23 protein-coding genes and 1 tRNA gene are annotated in these 22,673 nt (G+C 71.8%); 7 read left to right on the forward strand and 17 right to left on the reverse strand.

The window, feature by feature from the left end; translation table 11 throughout:
* Window positions 1-27: 27 nt before the first annotated feature.
* Entirely contained in the window at window positions 28-216 is a 189-nt protein-coding gene (locus tag FHU40_RS08740; protein ID WP_183591817.1) for a helix-turn-helix domain-containing protein, read from the reverse strand.
* Between the two features lie 53 nt (window positions 217-269).
* On the opposite strand from FHU40_RS08740, the gene FHU40_RS08745 reads away from it, so the two are divergent.
* Both FHU40_RS08745 and FHU40_RS08750 read left to right on the forward strand, forming a co-directional pair.
* The gene (locus FHU40_RS08745; RefSeq protein WP_183591818.1) at window positions 270-863 is read left to right on the forward strand and encodes a hypothetical protein; all 594 of its coding nucleotides are present in this window, start codon (window positions 270-272) and stop codon (window positions 861-863) included.
* 68 nt (window positions 864-931) lie between these two features.
* Window positions 932-2,047: a tyrosine-type recombinase/integrase gene (locus FHU40_RS08750; protein ID WP_183591819.1), complete on the forward strand. Its 1,116-nt coding sequence runs from the start codon at window positions 932-934 to the stop codon at window positions 2,045-2,047.
* A gap of 118 nt (window positions 2,048-2,165) precedes the next feature.
* On the opposite strand, the gene FHU40_RS08755 is transcribed toward FHU40_RS08750, so the two are convergent.
* The 3 genes from FHU40_RS08755 to FHU40_RS08765 all read right to left on the reverse strand — a co-directional run bounded on the left by FHU40_RS08755 (window position 2,166) and on the right by FHU40_RS08765 (window position 3,264).
* Window positions 2,166-2,244 (reverse strand) — tRNA-Gln (locus FHU40_RS08755).
* A gap of 226 nt (window positions 2,245-2,470) precedes the next feature.
* Window positions 2,471-2,983, reverse strand: coding sequence for an N-acetyltransferase (locus tag FHU40_RS08760; RefSeq protein ID WP_183591820.1), 513 nt, complete (start codon window positions 2,981-2,983; stop codon window positions 2,471-2,473).
* Window positions 2,980-3,264 carry a type II toxin-antitoxin system TacA family antitoxin gene (locus FHU40_RS08765; protein ID WP_183591821.1) on the reverse strand — a complete coding sequence of 95 codons (285 nt, stop codon included), beginning with the start codon at window positions 3,262-3,264 and terminating at the stop codon, window positions 2,980-2,982. Before FHU40_RS08765 ends, FHU40_RS08760 begins: the two co-directional genes overlap by 4 nt.
* A gap of 233 nt (window positions 3,265-3,497) precedes the next feature.
* Between FHU40_RS08765 and FHU40_RS08770 the strand changes: the two genes are divergently transcribed.
* Together FHU40_RS08770 and FHU40_RS08775 are read left to right on the forward strand one after the other, a co-directional pair.
* On the forward strand, window positions 3,498-4,598 hold the full coding sequence (locus FHU40_RS08770; protein ID WP_183591822.1) for an ATP-dependent DNA ligase: 1,101 nt from the start codon (window positions 3,498-3,500) through the stop codon (window positions 4,596-4,598).
* Between the two features lie 11 nt (window positions 4,599-4,609).
* The gene (locus tag FHU40_RS08775; RefSeq protein ID WP_183591823.1) at window positions 4,610-5,179 is read left to right on the forward strand and encodes a hypothetical protein; all 570 of its coding nucleotides are present in this window, start codon (window positions 4,610-4,612) and stop codon (window positions 5,177-5,179) included.
* Here the strand turns inward: FHU40_RS08775 and tsaE are convergent.
* The 6 genes from tsaE to glmS all read right to left on the reverse strand — a co-directional run bounded on the left by tsaE (window position 5,176) and on the right by glmS (window position 11,998).
* On the reverse strand, window positions 5,176-6,096 hold the full coding sequence (tsaE, locus tag FHU40_RS08780) for a tRNA (adenosine(37)-N6)-threonylcarbamoyltransferase complex ATPase subunit type 1 TsaE (protein ID WP_183591824.1): 921 nt from the start codon (window positions 6,094-6,096) through the stop codon (window positions 5,176-5,178). The genes FHU40_RS08775 and tsaE overlap by 4 nt on opposite strands.
* On the reverse strand, window positions 6,093-7,160 hold the full coding sequence (locus FHU40_RS08785; protein WP_183591825.1) for an alpha/beta fold hydrolase: 1,068 nt from the start codon (window positions 7,158-7,160) through the stop codon (window positions 6,093-6,095). The genes tsaE and FHU40_RS08785 overlap by 4 nt, the downstream gene beginning before the upstream one ends.
* Window positions 7,157-8,320: an alanine racemase gene (gene alr / locus FHU40_RS08790; protein ID WP_183591826.1), complete on the reverse strand. Its 1,164-nt coding sequence runs from the start codon at window positions 8,318-8,320 to the stop codon at window positions 7,157-7,159. Before alr ends, FHU40_RS08785 begins: the two co-directional genes overlap by 4 nt.
* A 17-nt stretch (window positions 8,321-8,337) precedes the next feature.
* The gene (locus tag FHU40_RS08795) at window positions 8,338-9,717 is read right to left on the reverse strand and encodes an NAD(P)H-hydrate dehydratase (RefSeq protein ID WP_183591827.1); all 1,380 of its coding nucleotides are present in this window, start codon (window positions 9,715-9,717) and stop codon (window positions 8,338-8,340) included.
* A 78-nt stretch (window positions 9,718-9,795) separates the two neighbouring features.
* Window positions 9,796-10,146, reverse strand: coding sequence for a holo-ACP synthase (locus FHU40_RS08800; RefSeq protein WP_183591828.1), 351 nt, complete (start codon window positions 10,144-10,146; stop codon window positions 9,796-9,798).
* 7 nt (window positions 10,147-10,153) lie between these two features.
* Entirely contained in the window at window positions 10,154-11,998 is a 1,845-nt protein-coding gene (gene glmS, locus FHU40_RS08805; protein WP_183591829.1) for a glutamine--fructose-6-phosphate transaminase (isomerizing), read from the reverse strand.
* A 66-nt stretch (window positions 11,999-12,064) separates the two neighbouring features.
* Between glmS and coaA the strand changes: the two genes are divergently transcribed.
* Entirely contained in the window at window positions 12,065-13,048 is a 984-nt protein-coding gene (gene coaA / locus FHU40_RS08810) for a type I pantothenate kinase (protein ID WP_183591830.1), read from the forward strand.
* Here coaA and FHU40_RS08815 read toward each other — a convergent pair.
* The 6 genes from FHU40_RS08815 to rplM form a co-directional block, all read right to left on the reverse strand.
* On the reverse strand, window positions 13,035-13,646 hold the full coding sequence (locus tag FHU40_RS08815; RefSeq protein WP_183591831.1) for a DUF8017 domain-containing protein: 612 nt from the start codon (window positions 13,644-13,646) through the stop codon (window positions 13,035-13,037). The genes coaA and FHU40_RS08815 overlap by 14 nt on opposite strands.
* A gap of 10 nt (window positions 13,647-13,656) precedes the next feature.
* Window positions 13,657-14,457, reverse strand: coding sequence for an ABC transporter permease (locus FHU40_RS08820; RefSeq protein ID WP_183591832.1), 801 nt, complete (start codon window positions 14,455-14,457; stop codon window positions 13,657-13,659).
* Window positions 14,454-15,353: an ABC transporter ATP-binding protein gene (locus FHU40_RS08825; RefSeq protein ID WP_183591833.1), complete on the reverse strand. Its 900-nt coding sequence runs from the start codon at window positions 15,351-15,353 to the stop codon at window positions 14,454-14,456. Before FHU40_RS08825 ends, FHU40_RS08820 begins: the two co-directional genes overlap by 4 nt.
* 75 nt (window positions 15,354-15,428) lie before the next feature.
* Window positions 15,429-16,790 carry a phosphoglucosamine mutase gene (gene glmM, locus FHU40_RS08830; protein WP_183591834.1) on the reverse strand — a complete coding sequence of 454 codons (1,362 nt, stop codon included), beginning with the start codon at window positions 16,788-16,790 and terminating at the stop codon, window positions 15,429-15,431.
* Between the two features lie 23 nt (window positions 16,791-16,813).
* Window positions 16,814-17,311: a 30S ribosomal protein S9 gene (gene rpsI, locus FHU40_RS08835; RefSeq protein ID WP_343057791.1), complete on the reverse strand. Its 498-nt coding sequence runs from the start codon at window positions 17,309-17,311 to the stop codon at window positions 16,814-16,816.
* Window positions 17,312-17,348: 37 nt separating this feature from the next.
* Window positions 17,349-17,792 (reverse strand): 50S ribosomal protein L13, encoded by a 444-nt coding sequence (gene rplM, locus FHU40_RS08840; protein ID WP_183591835.1) that lies wholly within the window; start codon window positions 17,790-17,792, stop codon window positions 17,349-17,351.
* Between the two features lie 305 nt (window positions 17,793-18,097).
* On the opposite strand from rplM, the gene FHU40_RS08845 reads away from it, so the two are divergent.
* A complete protein-coding gene (locus tag FHU40_RS08845; RefSeq protein WP_183591836.1) occupies window positions 18,098-19,387 on the forward strand; it encodes a citrate synthase in 1,290 nt (429 codons plus the stop codon).
* A gap of 136 nt (window positions 19,388-19,523) precedes the next feature.
* Window positions 19,524-20,150, forward strand: coding sequence for an HAD family hydrolase (locus tag FHU40_RS08850; RefSeq protein ID WP_183591837.1), 627 nt, complete (start codon window positions 19,524-19,526; stop codon window positions 20,148-20,150).
* 9 nt (window positions 20,151-20,159) lie between these two features.
* Here the strand turns inward: FHU40_RS08850 and FHU40_RS08855 are convergent, their stop codons facing one another.
* Window positions 20,160-22,646: a choice-of-anchor A family protein gene (locus FHU40_RS08855; RefSeq protein WP_183591838.1), complete on the reverse strand. Its 2,487-nt coding sequence runs from the start codon at window positions 22,644-22,646 to the stop codon at window positions 20,160-20,162.
* Window positions 22,647-22,673 lie beyond the last annotated feature (27 nt).

Below are 22,673 nucleotides of genomic sequence, written 5' to 3' on the forward strand. Positions count from 1 at the left end.
ACGGGAGGACTCTGCTCGTGAACGTCGTCACTGGTCTGTCTCGCTTCCCGAGAGGAGGCGGGCAATCTCGTCCGATGGCACGACGCGACGCCTGCCGAACCGGACCGTCCGAACATCCCCGCGCCTCACCAAGTCGAACATCAGCGAGCGCCCGATCCCAAGCCGCTGCGCGGCTTCCTCAATGCGATAGCCGTATGGCTGCTCTGTCTTCTCCATGTCACCAGCATGCAGGCTTGTGCGCCAAAGTTCTAGGAGGTATGTTTGTAAACATGAGACGGCGAGAGCGAAACTGGACCCTCGGCCCCTTCACCATGTGGCGTCACGACTTCGGGGATCATCTCGGCGGACCCGCGCCCAGGAACTACTCCGGCCCTAAGCGCAAGATCGACGGCGCAACGATCACGGATGAGACCAGCGGCCTTATTTATCAGGCCATGATCGAACGCGCGGACGGCAGGGCTCGCCTCATTGGCATCACAATCCTGACCACCCGGCCCGAACAGCGCATCGACCAAGACACGATCCGCCGCGTGCCCGTCCAACGTATCGCCGAACAGGCGTCCCTCCACCTCGCGGAGCAGGAAGCGGCAGGCATGCCCGTTTTCGCCTCCGGACCTCATCTCCCCAAGCACGACGGCCCAACCCTCGAAGAGGTCGCTCAGGACCACAAGGACGGGCTCAACCGAGCAGCCATCGCGGCCAAGCGGCACACGTCCGTATACACCATCGACAAGCGGCTCAGAGAGGCCCGCGACCGGGGCCTCATCGGTCCTCCAACGACCGGCAGGCCGCGCGCTCCCAAGACCTCCGGCAGCAGCCCGGACGAACCCAGCACCACCAAGAGGAGGCGAGACAGGAAGTGAGAATCACCCAACCCCGGCCGGACGAGCCCATCCGGCTCGTCCTGGTCAAGAACGGCCACCGATACCGAGTGGTCATCGACACCGCACCGAAGGGTGCGCCCAAGAGAAAACAGGTCTCCCGGAACTTCCGGACGTTGCAGGAAGCCCGAGAGTTCGTCACCGAGACGCGGCAGAACGTCGCTCAGGGGCGCTACACCGCGCCGAGCAAGGTCACCTTCCGCACGCTCGCGGAGGACTGGTTGAAGAGTCGTCGGGACATCCGCGAGGTCACGAGGTCCGGCTATGCCGACGCCCTCGGTAACCCGCTCGACTTCTTCGGGGACCACATTGCCCAGAGCCTCAGCCGGACCGACGTTGAGAACCTGATGGACCACCTCGGGACTTTCGGCGGCAAGCGCGGCAAGCCTCTCTCCCAACGCTCACAGGTGTACGCGCTCCAAGCGGTCCGCGCGGTGTTCGCGTACGGGGTCTCGGTTGGCGTCCTTAGCGCCAACCCGGCCACCGACGTGAAGCCGCGACGCAGGACCAAGGACGACGCCCTCGCGGTCAACATCTGGGCGCCCGCGCAACTGGTCCAGTTCGTCGCGCACGTGGACACCCACGAGGAGGAATGGACCCGAGCGGCGTTCCGGCTCTCGGCGTGCGGCCTGCGCCGCTCCGAAGTCCTCGGGCTCGCGTGGTCAGAGGTCGATCTGGACTCGGGCACCGTGAAGGTCGAGGCCAGCCGAGTGAAGGTTGGCAGAGGCTCGACCACCAACCGGGATGCCACCAAGAGCAAGGCGAGCAGCAGGGCAGTTCCGGTCGAGGAGATGTGGCCCGGTACCGTCGCCGCTCTGAGAGCGCTCAAAGCCCGTCAGGCGGCCGACCGGTTGGCCATGGGCACAGCATGGCCGGACAGCGGCCTCGTGGTCGTTGACGAGTCGGGTAGTCCCATCCAGCCCGACGCCTACTCGGGCCGCTGGCGCGTTCTCCGTGCCGACGCGGGATTGCCGCGCATCCGTTTGCACGAGTTAAGGCACAGCATTGCCACCACCCTGCATCGGAGCGGCGTCGCACCGGCCGATGCGGCGGGGCTCCTCGGGCACGAGGTCGCCACTCACATGTCGTTCTACGTCCAGAGCACCAAGACGGGGGCGGAAGAGGCGGCGCGCACCCTCGGCAGCGTCCTGCGAACGGTCCAGTAAGGCACTCGCGGGTGCAGGTCGTGACACTTCGGTGACACATACGGCTCGGGCTCCGTCCCTGTCCTTAGCAGGGGCGGAGCCCGAGGTCGCTCTGACCAGCACGTTTGTGCCGATCTCGCTCCCCGGGTAGGAGTCGAACCTACGTCGCTAATCCTGATTCAAAGTCAGGCGGGCCCTGCCGGCAGACCAACCGGGGATTGCAAACCCTGCGGACCCGCCTGGCGGGGCTGGCAGCTCCGCCCGGCAGACCAACCGGGGATTGACTGCCCTAGGTTACGGGTCACCATGGTGGGGCAGCGACACGGCGGTGGCCACGTGACGCCGGGTTTTCGTCGTACCTGACCTGAGTGTCGCGGATCCGCGGATCGGGAACACCGTCGTCAGGTGCGTGCGTCCTGCTTCGAATGCGCCATGTCCACCGCATCAGAGCCCGAGCGTGCGCTTGATGTCCTTCAGCATCGATACCAAGTGCAACTCATCCGTCGGGCTCTGCTCGAACTCCGGAACCAGATGGAGGTAGAAGTCGTGGGCGGTCTGCGACTCGGCGTGGACCAGGAGGCCGCGACAGCCGATCCCGTCCGAGAGCGCGGCGACTCGAGCGACGACATCCGTCAGGAGCCCAGCACCCAGCCCCTTGCGTTCGTGCGTGAGATCCACTCCCAACCGGGCGAGCAGGGCGACCGGCTGGGGGTACCGTCCGGCGCCCTTTCGCAGTCGCGCCGGAGCATCGCCGATCGCGAGCTGTGCCATGCACCAGGCGTAGTACGCGACCACCCGATCGGAGCCGGTCTCCGTGACGGCGAAGATCTTCGTCGTTCCCACTGAGGCCGACTGCCGAGCGAACCGCCTCAGCCACTCGGTCTGTTCCGAGGAGCCACACTCGAACTCGTCGAGAAGGTGCGCCGAGCCAAGCGGCTCGGGCGCGCGGTAGCTCACTCGGCGAACGGCGAAGGTCGGCGGAACAGCGCGGCCAGCCCGGGCAGCTCACGGGCGGGACGGGAGTTGAGCTCCTCCCATGCCTGCAACGCATCCGCATCGAGCTCGAAGGACTGTCGGTCGGCCAGCACCCGCCGCGCGGCCTCCGAGGCGTGGGTGACCACGAACTCGGTCAGATCGGTGCCCTCCACCGCCACGGCACGGTCGATCAGCGCACGCTCCTCGTCCGTGGTGCGCAACTCCATCCGTCGGCTGCGGCGGCGTGCGATCGTGTCAGCCATGCTCCCCTCCTGTACGTCCAATGTACGGCCAAGCACCGCAGGTCGCAACGGCTTCGACACCCGCTCACGGGGTGACGCCAGGTTTTCGTCGTACCTGACCTGAGTGTCGCGGATCCGCCTGAGGGGAGCAGCCTCGTCAGGTGCGTGAGTCGCCCTCCGGCGCGGGAGACGACGGTAGGTCAGTGCGTCAGTTGCTCGTCAGACGGTCGCCCCGGGGAACTAGAGTCCTGAGCGTGGACCTCCCCGTGATGCCGCCCGTGCAGCCGATGCTCGCGAAGTCGGTCAAGCGCATCCCCGACCTCGCCAAGAAGTTCCAGGGAGAGGTCGGCGCGCTGAGCTTCGAGCCGAAGTGGGACGGCTTCCGCTGCATCGTCTTCAAGGACGGCGACGAGGTCGAGCTGGCCAGCCGCAACACCAAGCCGCTGACCCGCTACTTCCCCGAGGTCGTGACCGCGATGCGCGAGCAGCTGCCGCAGCGGTGCGTGCTCGACGGGGAGATCTTCGTCTCCGTGGGCGAGCGGCTGGAGTTCGAGGTGCTCCAGGAGCGCATCCACCCCGCCAAGTCCCGGATCGACCTGCTGGCCGAGCAGACGCCCGCGTCGTACGTCGCCTTCGACCTGCTCGCACTCGGCGACGAGTCGTACGCCGAGCGGCCGTTCGCGGAGCGCCGGGCGGCGCTCGAGGAGGCGCTGGCCGGGCTCGACGGCCCCTGCTACCTCACCCGGACGACGACCGACCCGGCCGAGGCCCAGGAGTGGTTCGAGCAGTTCGAGGGGGCGGGCCTCGACGGCGTGGTCGCCAAGCCGCTGGACGCGGCGTACCAGCAGAACGCCCGCACGATGCTCAAGATCAAGCACGAGCGCACCGCCGACGTGGTCGTCGCCGGCTACCGCGAGCACAAGACCAGTACTTCCGAGAAGCCGCTGCTCGGGAGCCTGCTGCTCGGGCTCTACCGCGACGGCCAGCTGCAGCACGTCGGGGTGAGCGCGAGCTTCACCGCGGCCCGGCGCGCCGAGCTGATCGAGGAGCTCCAGCCGCTGGTCGTGCCGATCGAGGAGCACCCGTGGGGCCACTGGCAGGAGTTCCTGACCGCCAATCCCGACCGGGTCCCCGGCACGCAGAGCCGCTGGAGCCAGGGCAAGGACCTCTCGTTCACGCCGCTGCGGCCCGAGCGGGTGCTGGAGGTGGCCTACGACCACATGGAGGGCCGCCGGTTCCGGCACACGGCCCAGTTCCGGCGCTGGCGCACCGACCGCGACCCCGAGTCGTGCGGCTACGAGCAGTTGGAGGAGCCGGTCAGCTACGACCTGGCTAGGATTCTCGGTATCGACTGAGGAAGGCCGAGATGTCTGAGAACGCAGCGGAGACGACCCGCGGGGACTACGACGTCGTCCTCCTGATCGAGCAGGCACTGAGCGACCAGGATGCCGCCCAGGTGCACTCGCTCCACGAGGGTCTCGACGAGCCGGTGACCTACCACGTGCTGTTGCCCCTGGAGGACGCCGCGGCGCGCATCGAGTCGGCGATGGGCTCCCTCACCGCGGGCGACATGCTCGCGTCGCCGACGATGCCGATGAGCGAGGTCGACCTCGACGCGGTCCGCAAGGACTGCGAGGACCGGTCGCACACCGAGCTCGAGCAGACGCTCCAGGCGCTGCGCCGCAGCGGCGCCGTCGCCCGGGGCGAGGTCGTCGGCAACCCGCCGATCGACGCGCTCGCCGCCAAGGTCGCCGCCGTCGACGGCCGCGAGGCGATCATCCTGACCCGGCCGCACGTCGTGGCCGAGTTCTTCCACCTCGACTGGACGTCGAAGGCCCGGCGCAAGCTCGGCGTACCGATCCTGCACCTGCTCGAGCACGAGAACTTCGACGAGCAGGCGGAGGGCTACGGCCAAGAGGGCATCACCGGCTTCTAGGTCGAACCCAGCGCGGGCGAGGACAGCGCGTGCCAGCGTGGGCCGACCGGGGTGAGTTCGACGCGCCGCGGGTCGAGCCCGTCGTGCGGCGCGTCGCCCCGCACGATCGCGACCTCCAGCCGTGACTCCGAGAGGCCCTCGGCGAGACCCTCACCCCACTCGACGACGGTGACGGCGTCGTCGAGGGAGGTGTCGAGGTCGAGGTCGTCGAGCTCGTCGAGCCCGCCGAGCCGGTAGGCGTCGACGTGCACCAGGTCGGGGCCGCCGACCAGCGACGGGTGGACCCGCGCGATCACGAACGTCGGCGACGTGACGTCGCCGCGCACCCCCAGCCCGGCTCCCAGCCCCTGGGTGAACGTCGTCTTGCCCGCGCCCAGCTCGCCGGAGAGCACGACCAGGTCGCCAGGGCCGAGCTGCGCCGCGAGGGCCCGCCCGAGGGCGCGCATGGAGTCGGCGTCCGGCACCTGGAAGACGTGGGTGCGCAGCGGCCGCCGCAGCTCGACGTTCGGGGACTCGCGCCGGATCTCGCGGAAGCCCTGCCGCTCCCAGAACCGCACGGTCTGCGGCAACTCCTCGCGCGCGACCACGGTCAGGTCCGCGGAGCCCTCGGCGGCCTCGACCGCCGCCTCGATCAGCGCGGCGGCGATGCCGTGGCGCTGGGCGTCGGGGACCACCCCGAAGCGGCGCAGGTACGTCGTGCTGCCGACCGGGTCGAGCACCAGGGCGCCCACGGGCCGGCCGTCGAGGGTGGCGAGCAGGCCACCGCCGCCGGCGAGCCGCTTGGCGATGGTCTCCTCGGTCTCCGCCAGCGCCGCCGCGGGCGGGTCGAGCGGCGGGCGCACCGCGAAGGCCGCACGGACCACGGCGAGCACGTGCTCCGCCGACTCCGGGCCGACGCGGGTGATCTCGACCGTCACCGCGCGTCCTCGGCTCCGGTCGCGGCGAGCAGCCGGTCGAGCTCGCCGTTCACCTCGTCGTGGCGCTCCATGATCACCATGTGCCCGGCGCCGTGGCACTCGAGCAGGGTCGAGCCGTCGATCCGGGAGTGGAGCTTGCGGCTGTGTCCGATCGAGGTGAGCTTGTCCTGGGTGCCGCAGATCACGGCGGTCGGCACCTTCGCGAGTACCTCGACGCAGTCGAACTTGTCCAGCGCCGAGAAGCCGGGGAAGAACTCCGCCACGACCTCGAACGGCGTCGCCGACAGCATCTTGTCGACGAAGGCGACGTAGCTGCCGGGCACCTCGTCGCCGAACGCGAGCCCGGCGGTGGCGACCAGCGCGACGTCCTTGCCGGCCCGGCGGGCGCCGTCGACCACCTTGTGGGAGCGGCCCAGCGCGGAGACGGTGCGGCCGACCGCGGTGGCGCTCCCCCACGCCGGCACCATCGGGAACAGGATCCGGCTGGGCTCGAGCCCCCCGGCCGTGGTCGAGATCAGCGCGGCGCCGACCACCCGGTCGCCGAACAGCTCCGGGTGCTGCTCCGCGAGCGCGACGATCGTCATGCCGCCCATCGAGTGACCGACGAGCACCACCGGGCCCTCCGGAGCGACGGCGTCCATGACGGTGAGCAGGTCGCGGCCGAGCTGCTCGATCGTGGCGTTGCCGACGGGCGAGCGACCGGAGCGGCCGTGCGAGCGCTGGTCGTAGAAGACCGCGCGGACCCGCCCGCGGTAGTGCTCGCGCTGGAAGTGCCAGCAGTCCATCTCGAGCGCGTAGCCGTGAGCGAAGATCACGGTCAACGGCGGACCGCCCCGCCCGGAGGGCGCCGCGTCGGGCTCGTCGACCTCGACGTGCAGCGGCGTGCCGTCGTCGGCGACGACCGTCACGGGCTCCGCCCGCAGCGACCCGAAGGCCGGCGCGTCGGACGGCGACCTGCCGACGATCCGGCGGCGCTGCCGGTTCACGCCGATGCCGGCGCCGGCGGCGGCCAGGCCGACGGCACCGACCGTGACCGCTCCGATCACGCGTCCGCGCATGCTCATGACTCGTGGTCCTCCCGGAACCGCGGGCTGGAGTCGACGTACCTCCGGGTCATCCGGCCCCCGATCCGGGAGACGATCTCGTAGGAGATGGTGTCGGCCGCCTCGGCCCAGTCCTGGGCGGTCGGCTCGCCGTGGCCGCCGTCGCCGAAGAGCACCACGTCCGCGCCGGGTGCGGGCAGCTCGCCGTCGAGGTCCACGACGAACTGGTCCATGCAGATCCGGCCCCGGATCGGGCGCCGCCGGCCGGCGACCTGAACCTCGGCGACGTTGCTCGCGTGGCGCGGTACGCCGTCGGCGTACCCGACCGGCACCAGGCCGACGGTGGTCGCCCGGTCGGCGGTCCAGATGTGGCCGTAGGAGACCGAGGCGCCGGCCGCGAGCGGCTTGCTCAGCGCCAGCGTGGCGCGTGCGGTCATCGCGGGGCGCAGGCCGAGATCGGGGGTGTGCCCGGGGGCGGGGTCGAGTCCGTACGACGCGATGCCGACCCGCACCAGGTCGAACCGGGAGGACGGCCGCAGGATCGCCGCCGCCGAGTTGGCGAGATGGCGGACCTCGGGCCGCAGGCCGGCAGTCGCGGCGATGGCCAGCGCCTCGTGGAAGACCGCCTCCTGGGCGTCGTTGGCCGGGTGGTCGGGCTCGTCGCTGGCCGCGAGATGGGACCAGATCCCGGTGACCGTCCAGGCGCCGTCCTGCTCGCCGCGCCGCGCGGCCGCGACGAGGTCGGGCCAGGCGTCCATCGGGGCGCCGCCGCGCGACAGGCCGGTGTCGATCTTGAGCTGGAGCCGCGCCGGGCGGCCGGCGTCGGCGACCGCGGCCCGGATCGCGTCGAGCTCGGCGAGCGTGTAGGCGGTGACGTCGATGTCGGCCGCGACCACGGGCGCGAGGTCCTCGCTCGGCACCGTCAGCCAGCACAGGATCCGACCGGTGTCGCCGGCCGCGCGCAGCGCGAGCGCCTCGTCGATGGTGGCGACCCCGAGCCACTCGGCGCCCGCCTCGCGGGCCGCACCGGCGGCCTCGGCCAGGCCGTGACCGTAGCCGTCGGCCTTGACGACGGTCATCATCGCGACGCCCGCGAGCTCGCGCAGCCGGCGGACGTTGTGCCGGATCGCGCCGAGATCGACGACGATCTCGGCTCGGGCGGGGGCCGGCAGCGGAGTCATGGCCTGCCATTCTCCCATCACGCCCTCGGCAGGCTCCGCACGGCCGCGGGGATCGCCGCCGCGACGTCGCTCGCGACCAGCGGTCCGTCGCGCCCGGCGAGTGTCGCGGCGGCGCCGTGCAGCCAGGATCCGACGGACGCGGCGTCGTACGCCGTGAGTCGGGCGGCCAGCAGCGCGCCCACCAGCCCGCCGAGCACGTCGCCCGCCCCGGCGGTCGCCAGCCAGGGCGTGCCGGTGGTGGTGACGCGGACCCGGCCGTCGGGCTCGGCGATCAGCGTGCGGCGGCCCTTGAGCAGCACCGTGCAGCCGTACGCCGCGGCCGCGCCGCGCGCGTGGTGGAGCGGCCGGGCCTCGACGTCCGCGCGCTCGGCGCCGGTCATCGCCGCGAGCTCGCCGGCGTGCGGGGTGAGCACGGTGTCGGCCGGCTGTGGCCCGTCGACATGGGCGAGCGCGTCGGCGTCGACCACGGTCGGGACCCGGTCGGACCGGGCCGCCCGGAGCTCATCGCCGGCACTCTCGCCGCCGCCGGAGCCGACCACCCAGGCCTGGACCCGGCCCTCGCCGACGACCTCGGGATGCCACTGGCGCACCCGGTCGGCGACCTCGGCCGGGCCGACGTACCGCACCATCCCCGCCAGCCCGCTCGCGGCGCCGGCGACGGACAGCAGCGCGGCGCCGGGGTAGAGCGCACTGCCGGCGCGGACGCCGACCACGCCGCGCGTGTACTTCTGCGCGTCGGCCGCCGGCCGCGGCAGCAGCGCCGCGACGTCCTCCGGCTGCAGCGCCTCGACGGCCGGCTCGGCCAGGTCGAGCCCGAGGTCGACGAGATGCACCGCCCCGCAATACCGGCTCGCCGGGTCGACGAGGTGCGCCACCTTGTGGGTGCCGAAGGTGACCGTCACGTCCGCGGTCACGTGCGCCCCGTCGAGCTCGCCGGTGTCGACGTCGACGCCGCTCGGGGTGTCGACCGCGACCACCGGCACGCCCCGTACCGCCTCGAGCGCCGCCGCGGCCTCGGGCCGCAGCCCCGGTCGCCCCCCGATCCCGACGATCCCGTCGACCACCACCTCGGGTCGTGCCGGGCTCCCGTCGACCACGCGCCCGCCGGCCTCCCTCAGCGCCGCCACCCCGCCCTCGTGCGCGTGGTCGGACAGCAGCCAGGCCTGGACCGCCGCGCCCCGCCGGGCGAGCAGCGCCCCGGCGTACAGCGCGTCTCCCCCGTTGTCTCCCGACCCGACCAGCAGCAGCACCCGCCGCCCGTACGCCGAGCCGAGCAGGTCGACCACGGCGTACGCCAGCCCGGTCGCGGCCCGCTGCATCAGTGCCCCCTCGGGCAGTCGGGCCATCAGCTCCCGCTCGGCCGCTCGCACCTGCTCGACCGTGTGCGCCCGCCTCATGCCCTCACGCTAGCGGCCATCACCGGACGTCATACGGAGGGAGCAAGTGGACACACCGACCGTATGACGTCCCGGGCCTCAGCCCTCCAGCACCACCACGGCCGAGGCGATGCCGGCGTCGTGGGACAGCGAGACGTGCACGGATCCGACCCCGAGCTCGTCGGCGCGGGCACGGACCGAGCCGCGCAGCTCCATCAGCGGGCGACCCGACGACTCCGAGACGACCTCGGCGTCGTGCCAGTGCAGCCCGACCGGGGCGCCGAGGGCCTTCGCGAGCGCCTCCTTGGCGGCGAACCGGGCCGCCAGCGAGGCGAGCGGCCGGGTCGCCTCGCTGGGCGTGAAGAGCCGCGCCGACAGGCCGGGCGTCCGGGTCAGCGACTCCCCGAAGCGCTCGACGTCGACGACGTCGATCCCGACCCCGATGATCATGGGCGCGTCACTCGACCGTCACCGACTTCGCGAGGTTGCGCGGCTGGTCGACGTCGTGGCCCATCCGCGTCGCGAGCTCGCAGGCGAAGAGCTGGAGCGGTACGACGGCCACGAGCGGCTGCAGCAGCACCGGCACCTTCGGCAGCCGGATCACCGTGTCGGCGTACGGCGTGATCGCGTCGTCGCCGTCCTCGACCAGGCAGATCGTGCGCGCCCCGCGGGCCCGGACCTCCTGGATGCCGCTCACCATCTTGTCCCGCAGCTGGTCGCGGCCGGCCGGCGGCACCACGCAGAGCACCGGGAGTCCGGACTCGACCAGCGCGATCGGGCCGTGCTTCAGCTCACCGGCCGCGAAGCCCTCCGCGTGGATGTAGGCGAGCTCCTTGAGCTTCAGCGCCCCCTCGAGCGCAACCGGGTAGCCGGCGTGCCGGCCGAGGAAGAGCACCGACCTGGTGTCGACGTGCTCGGCCGCCATCGCGTAGATCGCGTCGGCCGACGCGAGCACCGTCGCGATGTGGTCGGGCATCGCCTCGAGCTGGCGCATCACCTCGTCGATCTCGTCGCCGTAGCGGGTGCCCTTGACCTGCGCGAGGTAGAGCGCGAGCAGGTAGCAGGCGACCAGCTGGGTCAGGAAGCCCTTGGTCGACGCGACGCCGATCTCCGGGCCCGCGTGGGTGTAGATCACCGCGTCGGACTCGCGCGGGATCGTCGAGCCGTTGGTGTTGCAGATCGCCAGCACCTTCGAGCGCTGGGTGCGCGCGTGGCGGATCGCCTGCAGGGTGTCGGCGGTCTCCCCCGACTGGCTGATCGCCACGACGAGCGTCGAGTAGTCGAGGATCGGGTCGCGGTAGCGGAACTCCGAGGCCAGCTCGACCTCGACCGGCACCCGGGTCCAGTGCTCGATGGCGTACTTCGCGACCATGCCGGCGTAGAACGACGTGCCGCACGCGATGATGATGACCTTGTCGACGTCGCGCAGCTCCTGGTCGGAGAGCCGCATCTCGTCGAGGTGCAGCCGGCCCTCCGGCGTACGCCGTCCGAGCAGCGAGTCGGCCACGGCCCGCGGCTGCTCGTGGATCTCCTTGCGCATGAACCAGTCGTGACCGTCCTTCTCCGCGGCCGACAGGTCCCAGTCGACGTGGTAGCGCCGCCCCTCCGCGGAGCTGCCGTCGAAGTTGCGCACCGAGACGCCGGACCGCGTGATCGTGACGACCTGGTCCTGGCTGAGCTCCATCGCCTCCCGGGTGTGCTCGATGAACGCCGCGACGTCCGAGCCGAGGAAGTTCTCCCCGTCGCCGATCCCGACGACGAGCGGCGAGTTGCGGCGGGCGGCCACCACCCGCGACGGGTCGAGCGCGTCGACGGCGACCAGGGTGAAGGCGCCCTCGAGCCGGTTGACCAACCGCAGCATCGCGGTGGTCAGGTCGGCACCGGTCAGCACCTCGGCCTCCAGCAGCTGGGCGGCGACCTCGGTGTCGGTCTCGGAGAGCAGCGCGACGTCGTCGGCCTCGATGCCGACCCGCAGCTCCGCGAAGTTCTCGATGATGCCGTTGTGCACCAGCGCGACCCGCCGCTGCGCCCCGCTGTGCGGGTGGGCGTTCACGTCGTTGGGCGCACCGTGCGTGGCCCACCGGGTGTGCCCGATGCCCACGGTGGCCGGCGGGAGCGGCCGGTCGGCGATCGCCTTCTCGAGGTTCGCCAGCTTGCCCGCCCGCTTGTCCGACGCGATCGTGCCGGTGGCCACGAGGGCGATCCCGGCCGAGTCGTAGCCGCGGTACTCGAGCCGGCGCAGCCCCTCGATGACGACATCCTGGGCGCGCTTCTCCCCGACGTACCCGACGATGCCGCACATGACCGCCATCGTATCCAGCGGGCACCCCGGCTCCGCGTCAGTGGGCCGGCTGCAACAATCTCCGGCATGTCTTCCCACGGCGGGCAGCACGGCACCTCCGACGAGACCACCCGGGAGTCGTCGCCGTACATCGAGCTCGACCGGTCCGCGTGGGCCGCGCTGGCCGGCGAGGTCGAGAACCCGCTCACCGCCGAGGAGATCCGTCGGCTGCGGGGGTTGGGCGACCAGCTCGACCTCGACGAGGTGCAGCAGATCTACCTGCCGCTGTCCAAGCTGCTCAGCCTGTACGTCGAGGCCGCGGGCCGGCTCTACCGCCGCCAGGAGGAGTTCCTGCGGCAGGGTCAGCCGCCGCGCACGCCGTTCGTCATCGGGCTGGCCGGCTCGGTCGCGGTCGGCAAGTCGACCACTGCCCGCGTGCTCCAGCAGATGCTCGCGCACTGGCCCGAGCACCCGAACGTCGCGCTGGTCACCACCGACGGCTTCCTCTACCCCAACGCCGAGCTCCGGCGCCGCGGCCTGCTCGAGCGCAAAGGCTTCCCGGAGTCCTACGACCGCCGGGCGCTGCTGCGCTTCGTCGTCGACATCAAGTCCGGCCGCGACGAGGTCGAGGCGCCGGTCTACTCCCACCTCACCTACGACGTGCTGCCCGGTGAGAAGGTCGTCGTCAAGCGCCCCGACATCGTCATCATCGAGGGGCTCAACGTCCTCCAACCCGCACGGGTGCGCGAGGACGGCCGCGCGGGCCTGACCCTGAGCGACTTCTTCGACTTCTCCGTCTACGTCGACGCCGGCACCGGCCACATCCGCGACTGGTACAGCGAGCGCTTCCTGCGGCTGCGCGAGACCGCCTTCCGCGACCCCGAGTCCTACTTCTCCAAGTACGCCGCGCTCTCCCATGACGAGGCGGTCGCCGAGTCGCAGCGGATCTGGGACACGATCAACGGCCCCAACCTGTCGCAGAACATCCTGCCGACCCGCTCCCGGGCCACGCTCGTGCTGCGCAAGGACCGCGACCACTCGGTCCGCTACGTACGGCTCAGGAAGCTCTGAGGGTCGCCAGGATCCGGACCACCTCGTCCGGCTCCAGCGAGTCCGCCTCCGGCGCGTCCGCGACCACCACCGCCCGCACCTCGCCCACCCGGACCATCGCGAGCACGATCCCGGACGCCGGGCACCGCCCGCGGGCCGCCGCCAGCAACCCGGTCCGGCGCACCCGGGCCCGGGTGCCGTCGGCGAGCGTCACGTCCTCGCGGGTGGTCCCGGTCGACCAGGCGCCGCCTCCGCCGGTCAGCCCGTCGAGCCACGCGCCCCAGGACTGCCGGGTGAAGCCGGCGAAGGCCCGGTAGGAGCCCCTGGGCTCCGCCTCGCAGTAGCCCTCGCGGAAGACCGCCGGTCCGCGGACCTCGGCGACCGTCCGCCCCTCGCCGTCCTCGTAGTAGATGCGCCGGTCCGCCGGTCGCACGCGCCAGCCGGCGGCCGGCACCTCGAGCCACGCGCCGCTGCCCGGGTCCTCGACCCGCAGCGGCGCGGCCGGGACCGCCCTGCCGCCCTCGCCGGCGCGCAGGTACGTCGCCACCGCGCCCGTCGTCGTCAGCACGGCGAGCGTCGCGACCACGCCGAGGACGACGGCGAGCCGGGTGCGGGTCATGCGGAGGGTTCTACCCGATGTCGCGGCGCAGGGTCGTCATCCTCCCCACCAGCGCCAGCACGGCGGCGTACCCGAGCAGCACGAGCAGCGCCGCCCAGCGCGGCAGCAGCTCCGAGGAACCGCCGCTCATCTCGCCGATCAGGCTCGCCCCGATCAGCCCGTCGGCGGCGGCGCCCGGCAGGAACCTCGCGACCGACGAGGTCGCGTCGAAGGCGCCCAGGGCGACCCGGGCGATCGGCTCCACGAACTGGGTGAACGCGAGGAGCACCACCACCGCCGCCACCTGGTTGGGCAGCACCGAGCCGAAGCCGACGCCGATCACGGTCCACAGCGCCGTGACCACGACGCCGAGCAGGATGACCGCCAGCACGTCGGGGTCGGTGAGGAACGCCCCGTCGCCCTTCAGGGCCAGCAGCGGCGCGCTCACCGCGACCAGCGCCGTCATGCCGACCGCGCCGTACAGCAGGCCGAGCGGGACGGCGACGGCGAGCTTGCCGCCGAGCAGGACGGTACGACGCGGCTCGACCAGCAGCGACTGCGTGATCGTCTGGTAGCGGAACTCCGTGGTGATCATCAGGCTGCCGATCACCAGCGGGAAGACGTAGCCGATGGCGTTCACGAGGCCGTAGACGCCCGCGGCCGCCTCGGCGCCGCTCGGCATCGCGGTGTCCGGATCGTCGGGCGAGAACACGATCGAGAAGGTCAGGACCCCACCCACGAAGGCGAGGTAGCCCACCAGCGCGATCAGCAGCACCCACCACAGGCGGGTGCTGACCAGCTTGCGGTACTCCGCGACGACGGCGGCCCTCATCGGGCACCACCCTCCGTCAGCTGCAGGAAGACGTCCTCGAGGCCGACCCCGCGGCTCGCCAGCTGGTGCAGCTCGATGCCCCCGGCGTACGCCGCGGCGCCGATCTCGGCCGCGGGCACGTCGGCGACCACCAGGCCGGCGCCGTCCGGCCGGGCGGTCCAGCCCCGGTCGCCGCAGAGCCGGGCCAGCGCATCGGCCGTCGGCGACTCGACGTAGGCCTGCGGCGCGGCGAGCGCGCTCAGCTCGGCCAACGAGGAGGCGTGCACGAGCCGGCCGCGGGCGATGATCACCACGTCGTCGACGGTGTGCTGCACCTCCGAGAGCACGTGGCTGGAGACCAGCACCGTGCGGCCCTCCGCCGCGAAGGCGCGCAGCAGGCCGCGCATCCAGCGGATGCCCTCGGGGTCGAGCCCGTTCGCCGGCTCGTCGAGCACGATCGCGGGCGGGTCGGCGAGCAGCGCGGTCGCGAGCCCGAGCCGTTGCCGCATGCCCATCGAGTAGCCGCCGACCCGGCGCTGGGCGGCGTGGCCGAGCCCGACGAACTCGATCAGCTCGCGGCACCGCGCCCGATCGGCGCCGGCCTGGCCGGCGAACACCTCGAGGTGACCGATGCCCGAACGGCCCGGGTGGAAGCTCGACGCCTCGAGGGCGGCGCCGACGAGCGACGCGGGCACCGGCTGCTCGGCGTACGTCCGGTCGCCGACGAGCGCGCGCCCCTGCGAGGGGCGGGTCAGCCCGAGCAGCATCCGCAGCGTCGTGGTCTTGCCGGCGCCGTTGGGGCCGAGGAAGCCGGTCACGGCCCCCGGTCGCACCGAGAAGGTCAGGTCGTCGACGGCGCGCACGGCGCCGAAGGTCTTGCCGAGGCCTTCGACGGCCAGCGTAGGAGCGTCCCTCATGGGACCCATTCCTATCTGGTCGGCCTCGAGCGGCCGGCAGCGCCTGGGGTGCGTCTCCCGATCCGGCGCCGCGCCCTACAGGCTGAGCTCGCGCTTCACCACGTCGGCCAGCCGCTGCGCCACGCCCTCGGCCTCCTCGACCGTCGGGGCCTCGACCATCACGCGCACCAACGGCTCGGTGCCGGAGGGGCGCAGCAGGATCCGGCCGCCGTCGCCGAGCACGGCCTCCTCCTCGGCGACCGCGGCGGCCACCACCGGGTCGTCGTCGGCGCGCGCCTTGTCGACGTCCGGGACGTTGACCAGCACCTGCGGCAGCCGGGTCACGACGCCGGCGAGGTCGCGGAGGGTCTGGCCGGTGGCGGCCATCCGCTCCAGCACGTGCAGCGCGGTGAGGATGCCGTCACCCGTCGTGGCGTATTCGCTCATGATCACGTGCCCCGACTGCTCGCCGCCGAGTCCGTAGCCGGAGACCCGCATCGCCTCGAGCACGTACCGGTCGCCGACCTTGGTCTGGCGCACGCCGATGCCGGCCGCGCGCATCGCCTGCACGAAGCCCAGGTTGCTCATCACCGTGGCCACGACGGTGTTCTTCGGCAGGTGACCGGTCTCGGCCATGCCCAGCGCGAGGATCGCGAGGATCTGGTCGCCGTCGACGTCGTTGCCCTCGTGGTCGACGGCCAGGCAACGGTCGGCGTCCCCGTCGAGCGCGAAGCCGGCGTCGGCGCCGTGCTCGAGCACCGCGGCCCGCAGCGGCTCGAGGTGGGTGGAGCCGCAGCCGTCGTTGATGTTGAGGCCGTCGGGCTCGGCGTTGATCGCGATCACCTCGGCGCCGGCGGCGCGCAGCGCGAGCGGACCCGCCTCGTGGGCCGCTCCGTGGGCGCAGTCGAGCACGACCTTGAGCCCGTCGAGCGGCTTCGCGAGCGTGCCGACGAGGTGGGCGACGTACTCCTCGACGGGGGTGGCGTACGGCGTGACCCGCCCGACCGCTCCGCCGAGGGGGCGCTCCCACGGGTCGTCGAGGTGCTGCTCGATCTCCCGCTCCACGGCGTCGTCGAGCTTGACGCCCCCGTGGGCGAGGAACTTGATGCCGTTGTCGGGCATCGGGTTGTGCGAGGCGCTGATGACGACGCCGAGGTCGGCGCCCAGCGCCTGGGTCAGGTAGGCGACCGCCGGCGTCGGGAGCACCCGCAGCCGCAGTACGTCGACACCGGCGGAGGCGAGCCCGGCCACCACCGAGTGCTCGAGGAACTGGCCGGAGATGCGCGTGTCCCGGCCCACCACGGCGAGCGGGCGGCCCCGGGACCTCAGGGAGTCCGCGAACTCGCCCCGGGTGGCCAGGACACGGGCGGCGGCGACGGACAGGTCCAGGGCCAGCTCCGCGGTCAGTTGACCGTTGGCCAGACCCCGGACCCCGTCCGTGCCGAAGATGCGCGGCATCTGCTGAAGGATCCCGGCAGACGTCAGCGCTTGGAGTACTGGGGTGCCTTACGGGCCTTCTTCAGACCGGCCTTCTTGCGCTCGATGACGCGGGCGTCACGGGTGAGCAGGCCGGCCTTCTTCAGCGTCGGGCGGTTCGCGTCGACGTCGACGGCGTTCAGGGCCCGGGCCACGCCCAGGCGGAGCGCACCGGCCTGACCGGTGATGCCGCCGCCGTGGATGCGGGCGATGACGTCGAACCGGCCCTCGAGCTGCAGCGCCGCGAACGGCTCGTTGACGACCTGCTGGTGCAGCTTGTTGGGGAAGTAGGAGTCGAGCGTCCGGCCGTTGATCGTCCACTCGCCGGTGCCGGGGACGATGCGGACCCGGGCCACGGCCTCCTTGCGGCGACCGGTGGCCCCGGCGGGGGCGATGGTTGCGGGACGCTGCGGCGCGTCTGCGGACGGGGCGCTCTCGGAGCTGTAGGCGATGCCCTGCTCGTTGACCTCGTAGGTCTCCTCGACCTCGGTGGTGTCAGCCACGATGTTCCTCACTCAGACTTTCTCGACAGACAGACGATTACTGGGAGATCTGCTTGATCTCGAACGGAACGGCCTTCTGGGCCTGGTGCGGGTGGTTGGGCCCGGAGTAGACCTTCAGCTTCTTCAGCATCTGCCGGCCGAGCTTGTTCTTCGGGAGCATGCCCCACACGGCCTTCTCGATGGCCTTGCGGGCGTCCTTCTCGAGGACCTCGCCGATCGGGGTGGCCGAGAGACCGCCCGGGTAGCCGGAGTGGCGGTAGGCCATCTTCGTGGTCGCCTTGTTGCCAGAGAGGGCAACCTTCTCGGCGTTCACGATGATGACGAAGTCGCCGGTGTCGGCGTTCGGAGCGAAGATCGGCTTGTGCTTGCCGCGCAGGAGGTTGGCGGTCTGGGCGGCGAGCTTGCCGAGGACCACGTCGGTGGCGTCGATGACGAGCCACTCACGCGTGATGTCGCCTGGCTTCGGGCTGTACGTGCGCACGGAGGAACTTCCTTCGTTCGTAGGTCCCCCGGGACCCTGTCGCCCCGTGGGTGGTGCTGCGACGCCCTCTGACGAACACTGCCCGGCTCGGACCCGCGGCTCGCGATGAGGAGCGGGTTGCCGTCCGGATCTGCACTCGGACTCCGTGGCTGGTGTCCGGGCGCGGCAGGAGGCGCGACTGGCAAGTTTACGGGCGTCGCTCGCGGCGGGTCAAAACGCGGCCGGGACGTGGCCGGAACAATGTCACAGTCTGTAGTGCGGACTCCGGGTTCGCACCCCGCCACACCGCCGACTAAGTTGAGCGGGTGACTGATTCTCTCACCGTCCGTGACAACCGCACCGGGCAGGAGTACGAGGTCCCGATCACCGACGGCGCCATCAAGGCCGCGGATCTGGGCCAGATCAAGGCCGGGGAGGACGCACCCGGCCTCGCCGTGTACGACCCCGGCTTCGTGAACACCGCGTCTTGCCGCAGCTCCGTCACCTATATCGACGGAGAGAAGGGGATCCTGGAGTACCGGGGCTATCCGATCGAGCAGCTGGCGGAGAAGTCCAGCTTCCTCGAGGTGGCCTATCTCCTCATCCACGGCTCGCTGCCGACGAAGGCAGAGTACGAGGCGTGGGCGCATGAGATCACGTACCACACGTTCGTACACGAGAACGTCAGGACGTTCATGCAGGGCTTCCGCTACGACGCGCACCCGATGGGGATGCTGATGGCGTCGGTGGGGGCCCTGTCCACGTTCTACCCCGACGCGCGCAACATCAGCGACGCCGAGAACCGCCATATCCAGATGGTGCGGATGATCGCGAAGATGCCGACCCTGGGCGCCTGGTCGTTCCGCCACGCGCAGGGCAAGCCGTACGTCTACCCCGACAACGACCTCGGCTACACCGCCAACTTCCTCTCGATGCTCTTCAAGATGAGTGAGTCGAAGTTCGGCGCCGACGAGCGCCTGGTCAAGGCCCTCGACGTCCTCTTCATCCTGCACGCCGACCACGAGCAGAACTGCTCCACCAACGCGGTCCGCTCGGTCGGCTCCTCGCAGGTCGACCCCTACTCCGCGGTGGCGGCCGGCATCGGTGCGCTCTACGGCCCGCTGCACGGCGGCGCCAACGAGGCCGTGCTCCGGATGCTCAAGCGCATCGGCACCAAGGAGAACATCCCCGACTTCATCAAGGGCGTGAAGGAGGGCAACGAGCGGCTGATGGGCTTCGGCCACCGGGTCTACAAGAACTACGACCCGCGCGCCACGATCATCAAGAAGGCCTGCGACGACGTCTTCGAGGTCACCGGGGTCAACCCCCTCCTCGAGATCGCCCAGGAGCTCGAGAAGATCGCGCTCGAGGACGAGTACTTCGTCAAGCGCAAGCTCTACCCCAACGTGGACTTCTACTCCGGCCTGATCTACGAGGCCTTCCAGTTCCCGCCGGAGATGTTCACCGTCCTGTTCGCGATCGGCCGGACGCCGGGCTGGCTGGCCCAGTGGTCCGAGCTCGTGCAGGACAAGGAGCAGAAGATCGCCCGCCCCAAGCAGATCTACACCGGCGACCGCACGCTGGACTTTGTGCCCGCGTCGGAGCGCTGGAGCTGAGCGGAGCGAAGCCCAGCTCTCCGACGAGTCCGGGCCAGGTCGAGCGAGCGCACGGCTGAGCTTGCGAAGCCGTGACCGCGATTCGAGACCGACCAGCATGACCAGAGACAGCAGTCCCGGCCGGGAGCCAGGTCACATGACCGGGCTCCCGGCCGCTGTCGTCTTCGACCTCGGCAACGTCCTCATCGACTGGGATCCGGCCGCGGCGGTCGCGCAGGGGCTCGGCGTCGCCGAGGCCCGCCGGTTCATCGAGGCCGACGACTTCGACTTCATGGCCTGGAACCACCACCAGGACGCGGGCCGGTCGCTGGCCGACGGCATCGCCGAGGTCCGCCGTACCCACCCGCACTGGGCGTCCCACGCCGAGGCCTACCTGGCCCACTTCCCGACCTCGCTCGCCGAGCTGCCCGACACGGTCGCGATCGTGCGCGAGCTGCACGACGCGGGCGTCCCGCTCTACGGCCTGACCAACTGGTCCGCCGAGCTCTTCCCGCACGCGCGGGAGCGCTTCGGGGTGCTGCGGCTGCTCGACGACGTCGTGGTGTCGGGCGCGATCAGGGCCGCCAAGCCCGACCCGCGCGCCTACGCGGCCGTCGCCGAGGTCAGCGGACTCCCGCTCGGCCGGCTCGTCTTCGTCGACGACAAGCGGTCGAACGTCGACGCGGCGGACGCGCTCGGCATGGACGGCGTGCTGTTCACCGGCGCCGACGACCTCCGGGCGGCGCTGCGCGAGCGCGGCCTGCCGGTCCGACCCACGGCCTGATCAAACGGCCTAGCGCCGGACCTTCACGACCTTCTGCACCCGCTTGCCGCGCGCGGGGTCGACCACGACCCGCACCTTCCCGGCCCGCACGATCGTGCGCTTGGCTGCCTTGGTGAGCTTCAGCCTGGCGACCACCGACAGGCCCGGGCGCAGCTTCACCTTGCCCTGGGCGACCACGGCTCCCCGCGCCTTGACCCTGACCTTGGCCTTGCCCGGCAGCGCCGACACGACGCTCACCTTCGCCTTGCCGCGGCCGACGCGCAGGAAGCCGCTGGCGCCCGCCGTGGCGGACCCGGGCCGCACGGTGACGGTGGCGGCCGCGGCGTTGTTGGCCGGGTTGGCGTCGACCGACGCCGACGACACGGTGGCGGTGTTGACCACCTCGACCGGGTCGGGCGACCCGCTCTGCCCGCTGCCCGTGCGGTCGTGCAGGCAGACCAGGTCGATCGTGGCCTGCTGCGCCGTGCCGGTGTCGTTGAAGAGCCGGAAGGCACGGGCCTTCAGCCGCGGATCGTTGCCGACGTGACGGACCCCCGGCGGCAGGTCGAACGTCGCGACCACGCCCTTGGCGTCGTCGGGGCAGATCACCTGGTACTCGGTGCCCTCGGGCGCGGTGTGGCCGGGGACCGACACGGTCTGCACCACGTGGGTGAAGCGCAGCTCGTGGGTGTGCCCGTTGACCGGGTCCACCGTGGTGCGCAGGCAGCGGGCCGTGTACGTCGCGGTGACGGGCGCGGTCACGTCGAGGGTGAAGGTCCACTTCCGCGGTGCGGCCGTGGAGTACTCCGAGCCGACCAGCTCGGCGCTCGCCGAGGAGAGGTCGAAGCCGGGGGCGATCGGCACCGTGCCGGTGGGGCAGGTCAGCGTGGCCGAGTGCCGGCCCGCGGCGTACGACTGCGTGAGCGACGGCACCGCGGCGTCCTCCGACAGCCCGTGCCGGTGTCCGTTCGCCTCGGTCCGCTGCGGCAGGCAGACGATGAAGGCCTTCGCCTGGGCGCGGCCGGTCGCGTCGTTGCGGATCACGCCCTTCCACGTCGACGCGCTGTCGCTCCGGGAGGCCAGGACCCGCACGTCGCGGATCGTGCCGGTGCCCTGGTCGACGTGGTCCACGCGGAACTGGCCGTCGCTGAGGTAGTCGCCGGGCGCGCAGCCGAGGGTCACCGTGCGCTGCTGACCGGCTTCGAGGTCGACCTGCGCCTCCGCCTTGTACGGCGTGAGCCAGTGGGTCGCCTGCGAGTGCGGGCCCGGGCCCGCACCGGCGATCGGGGTGGCCGTCACCGTGATCTTCTTCGTCACCGAGGCTCCGGGAGCGAGGCTGCCCACCTGGCAGGTGACGACGCCGGCGGCCTGGGCGCACGGCGCCGAGGCCGACACGAACGTGACGCCCGCCGGGAGCTCGTCGCGGATCACGACGCCGGTCGCGACCGCGTTGCCGACGTTGGTCGCGGTCAGCGTGTAGACGACCGTGTCGCCGCCGTGCGGGTTCGTCGTCGACGCCGACTTCGTGATCGTCACGTCGGAGGTGCCCGGCGTGTCGGGCGGCGTCGGCACGCACGCCTGGCTCGGGAACAGGTTGAGGTGCGTCTCGCGGCTGGAGGCGAACGACCTCGCGATCACCTGGCCGATGTTGTGGCCGCCGCCGACGACCTGCACCGCCGCCCGCGGCGCCAGCAGGTGCCCGACCCACGCCGAGCCGTAGTCGAGGGTCACGGAGGTCGCGTCCGGGAAGTTCCAGACGATGCCGTTGTAGACGCCCTTCACGTTGCCGTCACTGGCCTGGCTCCAGCTCGACCCGCTGCCGATCCAGGCCTGGCCGGCGACGCCGACCGACGTGCCCGGCACGTTGACGATCGTGACCGCGCCGCTCGGTACGTCGTAACCGACGTGGGCGCCGCCCGCGAGCTGGGCCGCCTGGGCCGGGCTGAGCGTGAAGACGTTGAGCGAGCCGCTGGTGCCGGTGAGGACCAGGGCGCCGCTGTTGCCGCCGACGGTGCCGGTGGTGACGGTGCCGGTGGCGGGCGCCGCTCCCCACGACGTCGAGAGCGCGCGCAGCTCGGTGAACGCCGCGCCGAAGTCGACCGGGTTGCCGGGCAGGTAGTGGCCGCCGCCGTTGAAGTTGACCCCGCTCTGGGGCGAGACGTAGGCGCTGCCGCGGGACAGGTTGAACCACTGCCCGTGCGTGCCGGCGACGACCAGCGCCGGGGCACTCGCGGCGTACCCCGTCAGGTGCGTGCCGACGGTCATCGCGGTCGGCAGGTTGCCGCCGTACGCGATCGCACCCTCCGACTCGGCGCCGCGGGAGCCGTCGGTCTCGACGAACTCGGTCCAGCCGGTCGCCGGCCCGAGCGCGTTGGACGTCGCAACGTCCGAGGTGCAGGTGATCCCGGTCGCGGCGGCCGTTCCGGGCGTCACGGCGGCCAGGCCGCCGGACATCAGGACGGCGAGAGCGAGAACAGGTGCGCGCAGGGCGCGCGGACGCAGCGTGCTGCCGAACACGATTTACCCCCCAGCAAGTTCGTGTGC

Origin of the sequence: Nocardioides soli, from assembly GCF_014191495.1 — a bacterium.
GTDB lineage: Bacteria > Actinomycetota > Actinomycetes > Propionibacteriales > Nocardioidaceae > Nocardioides > Nocardioides soli.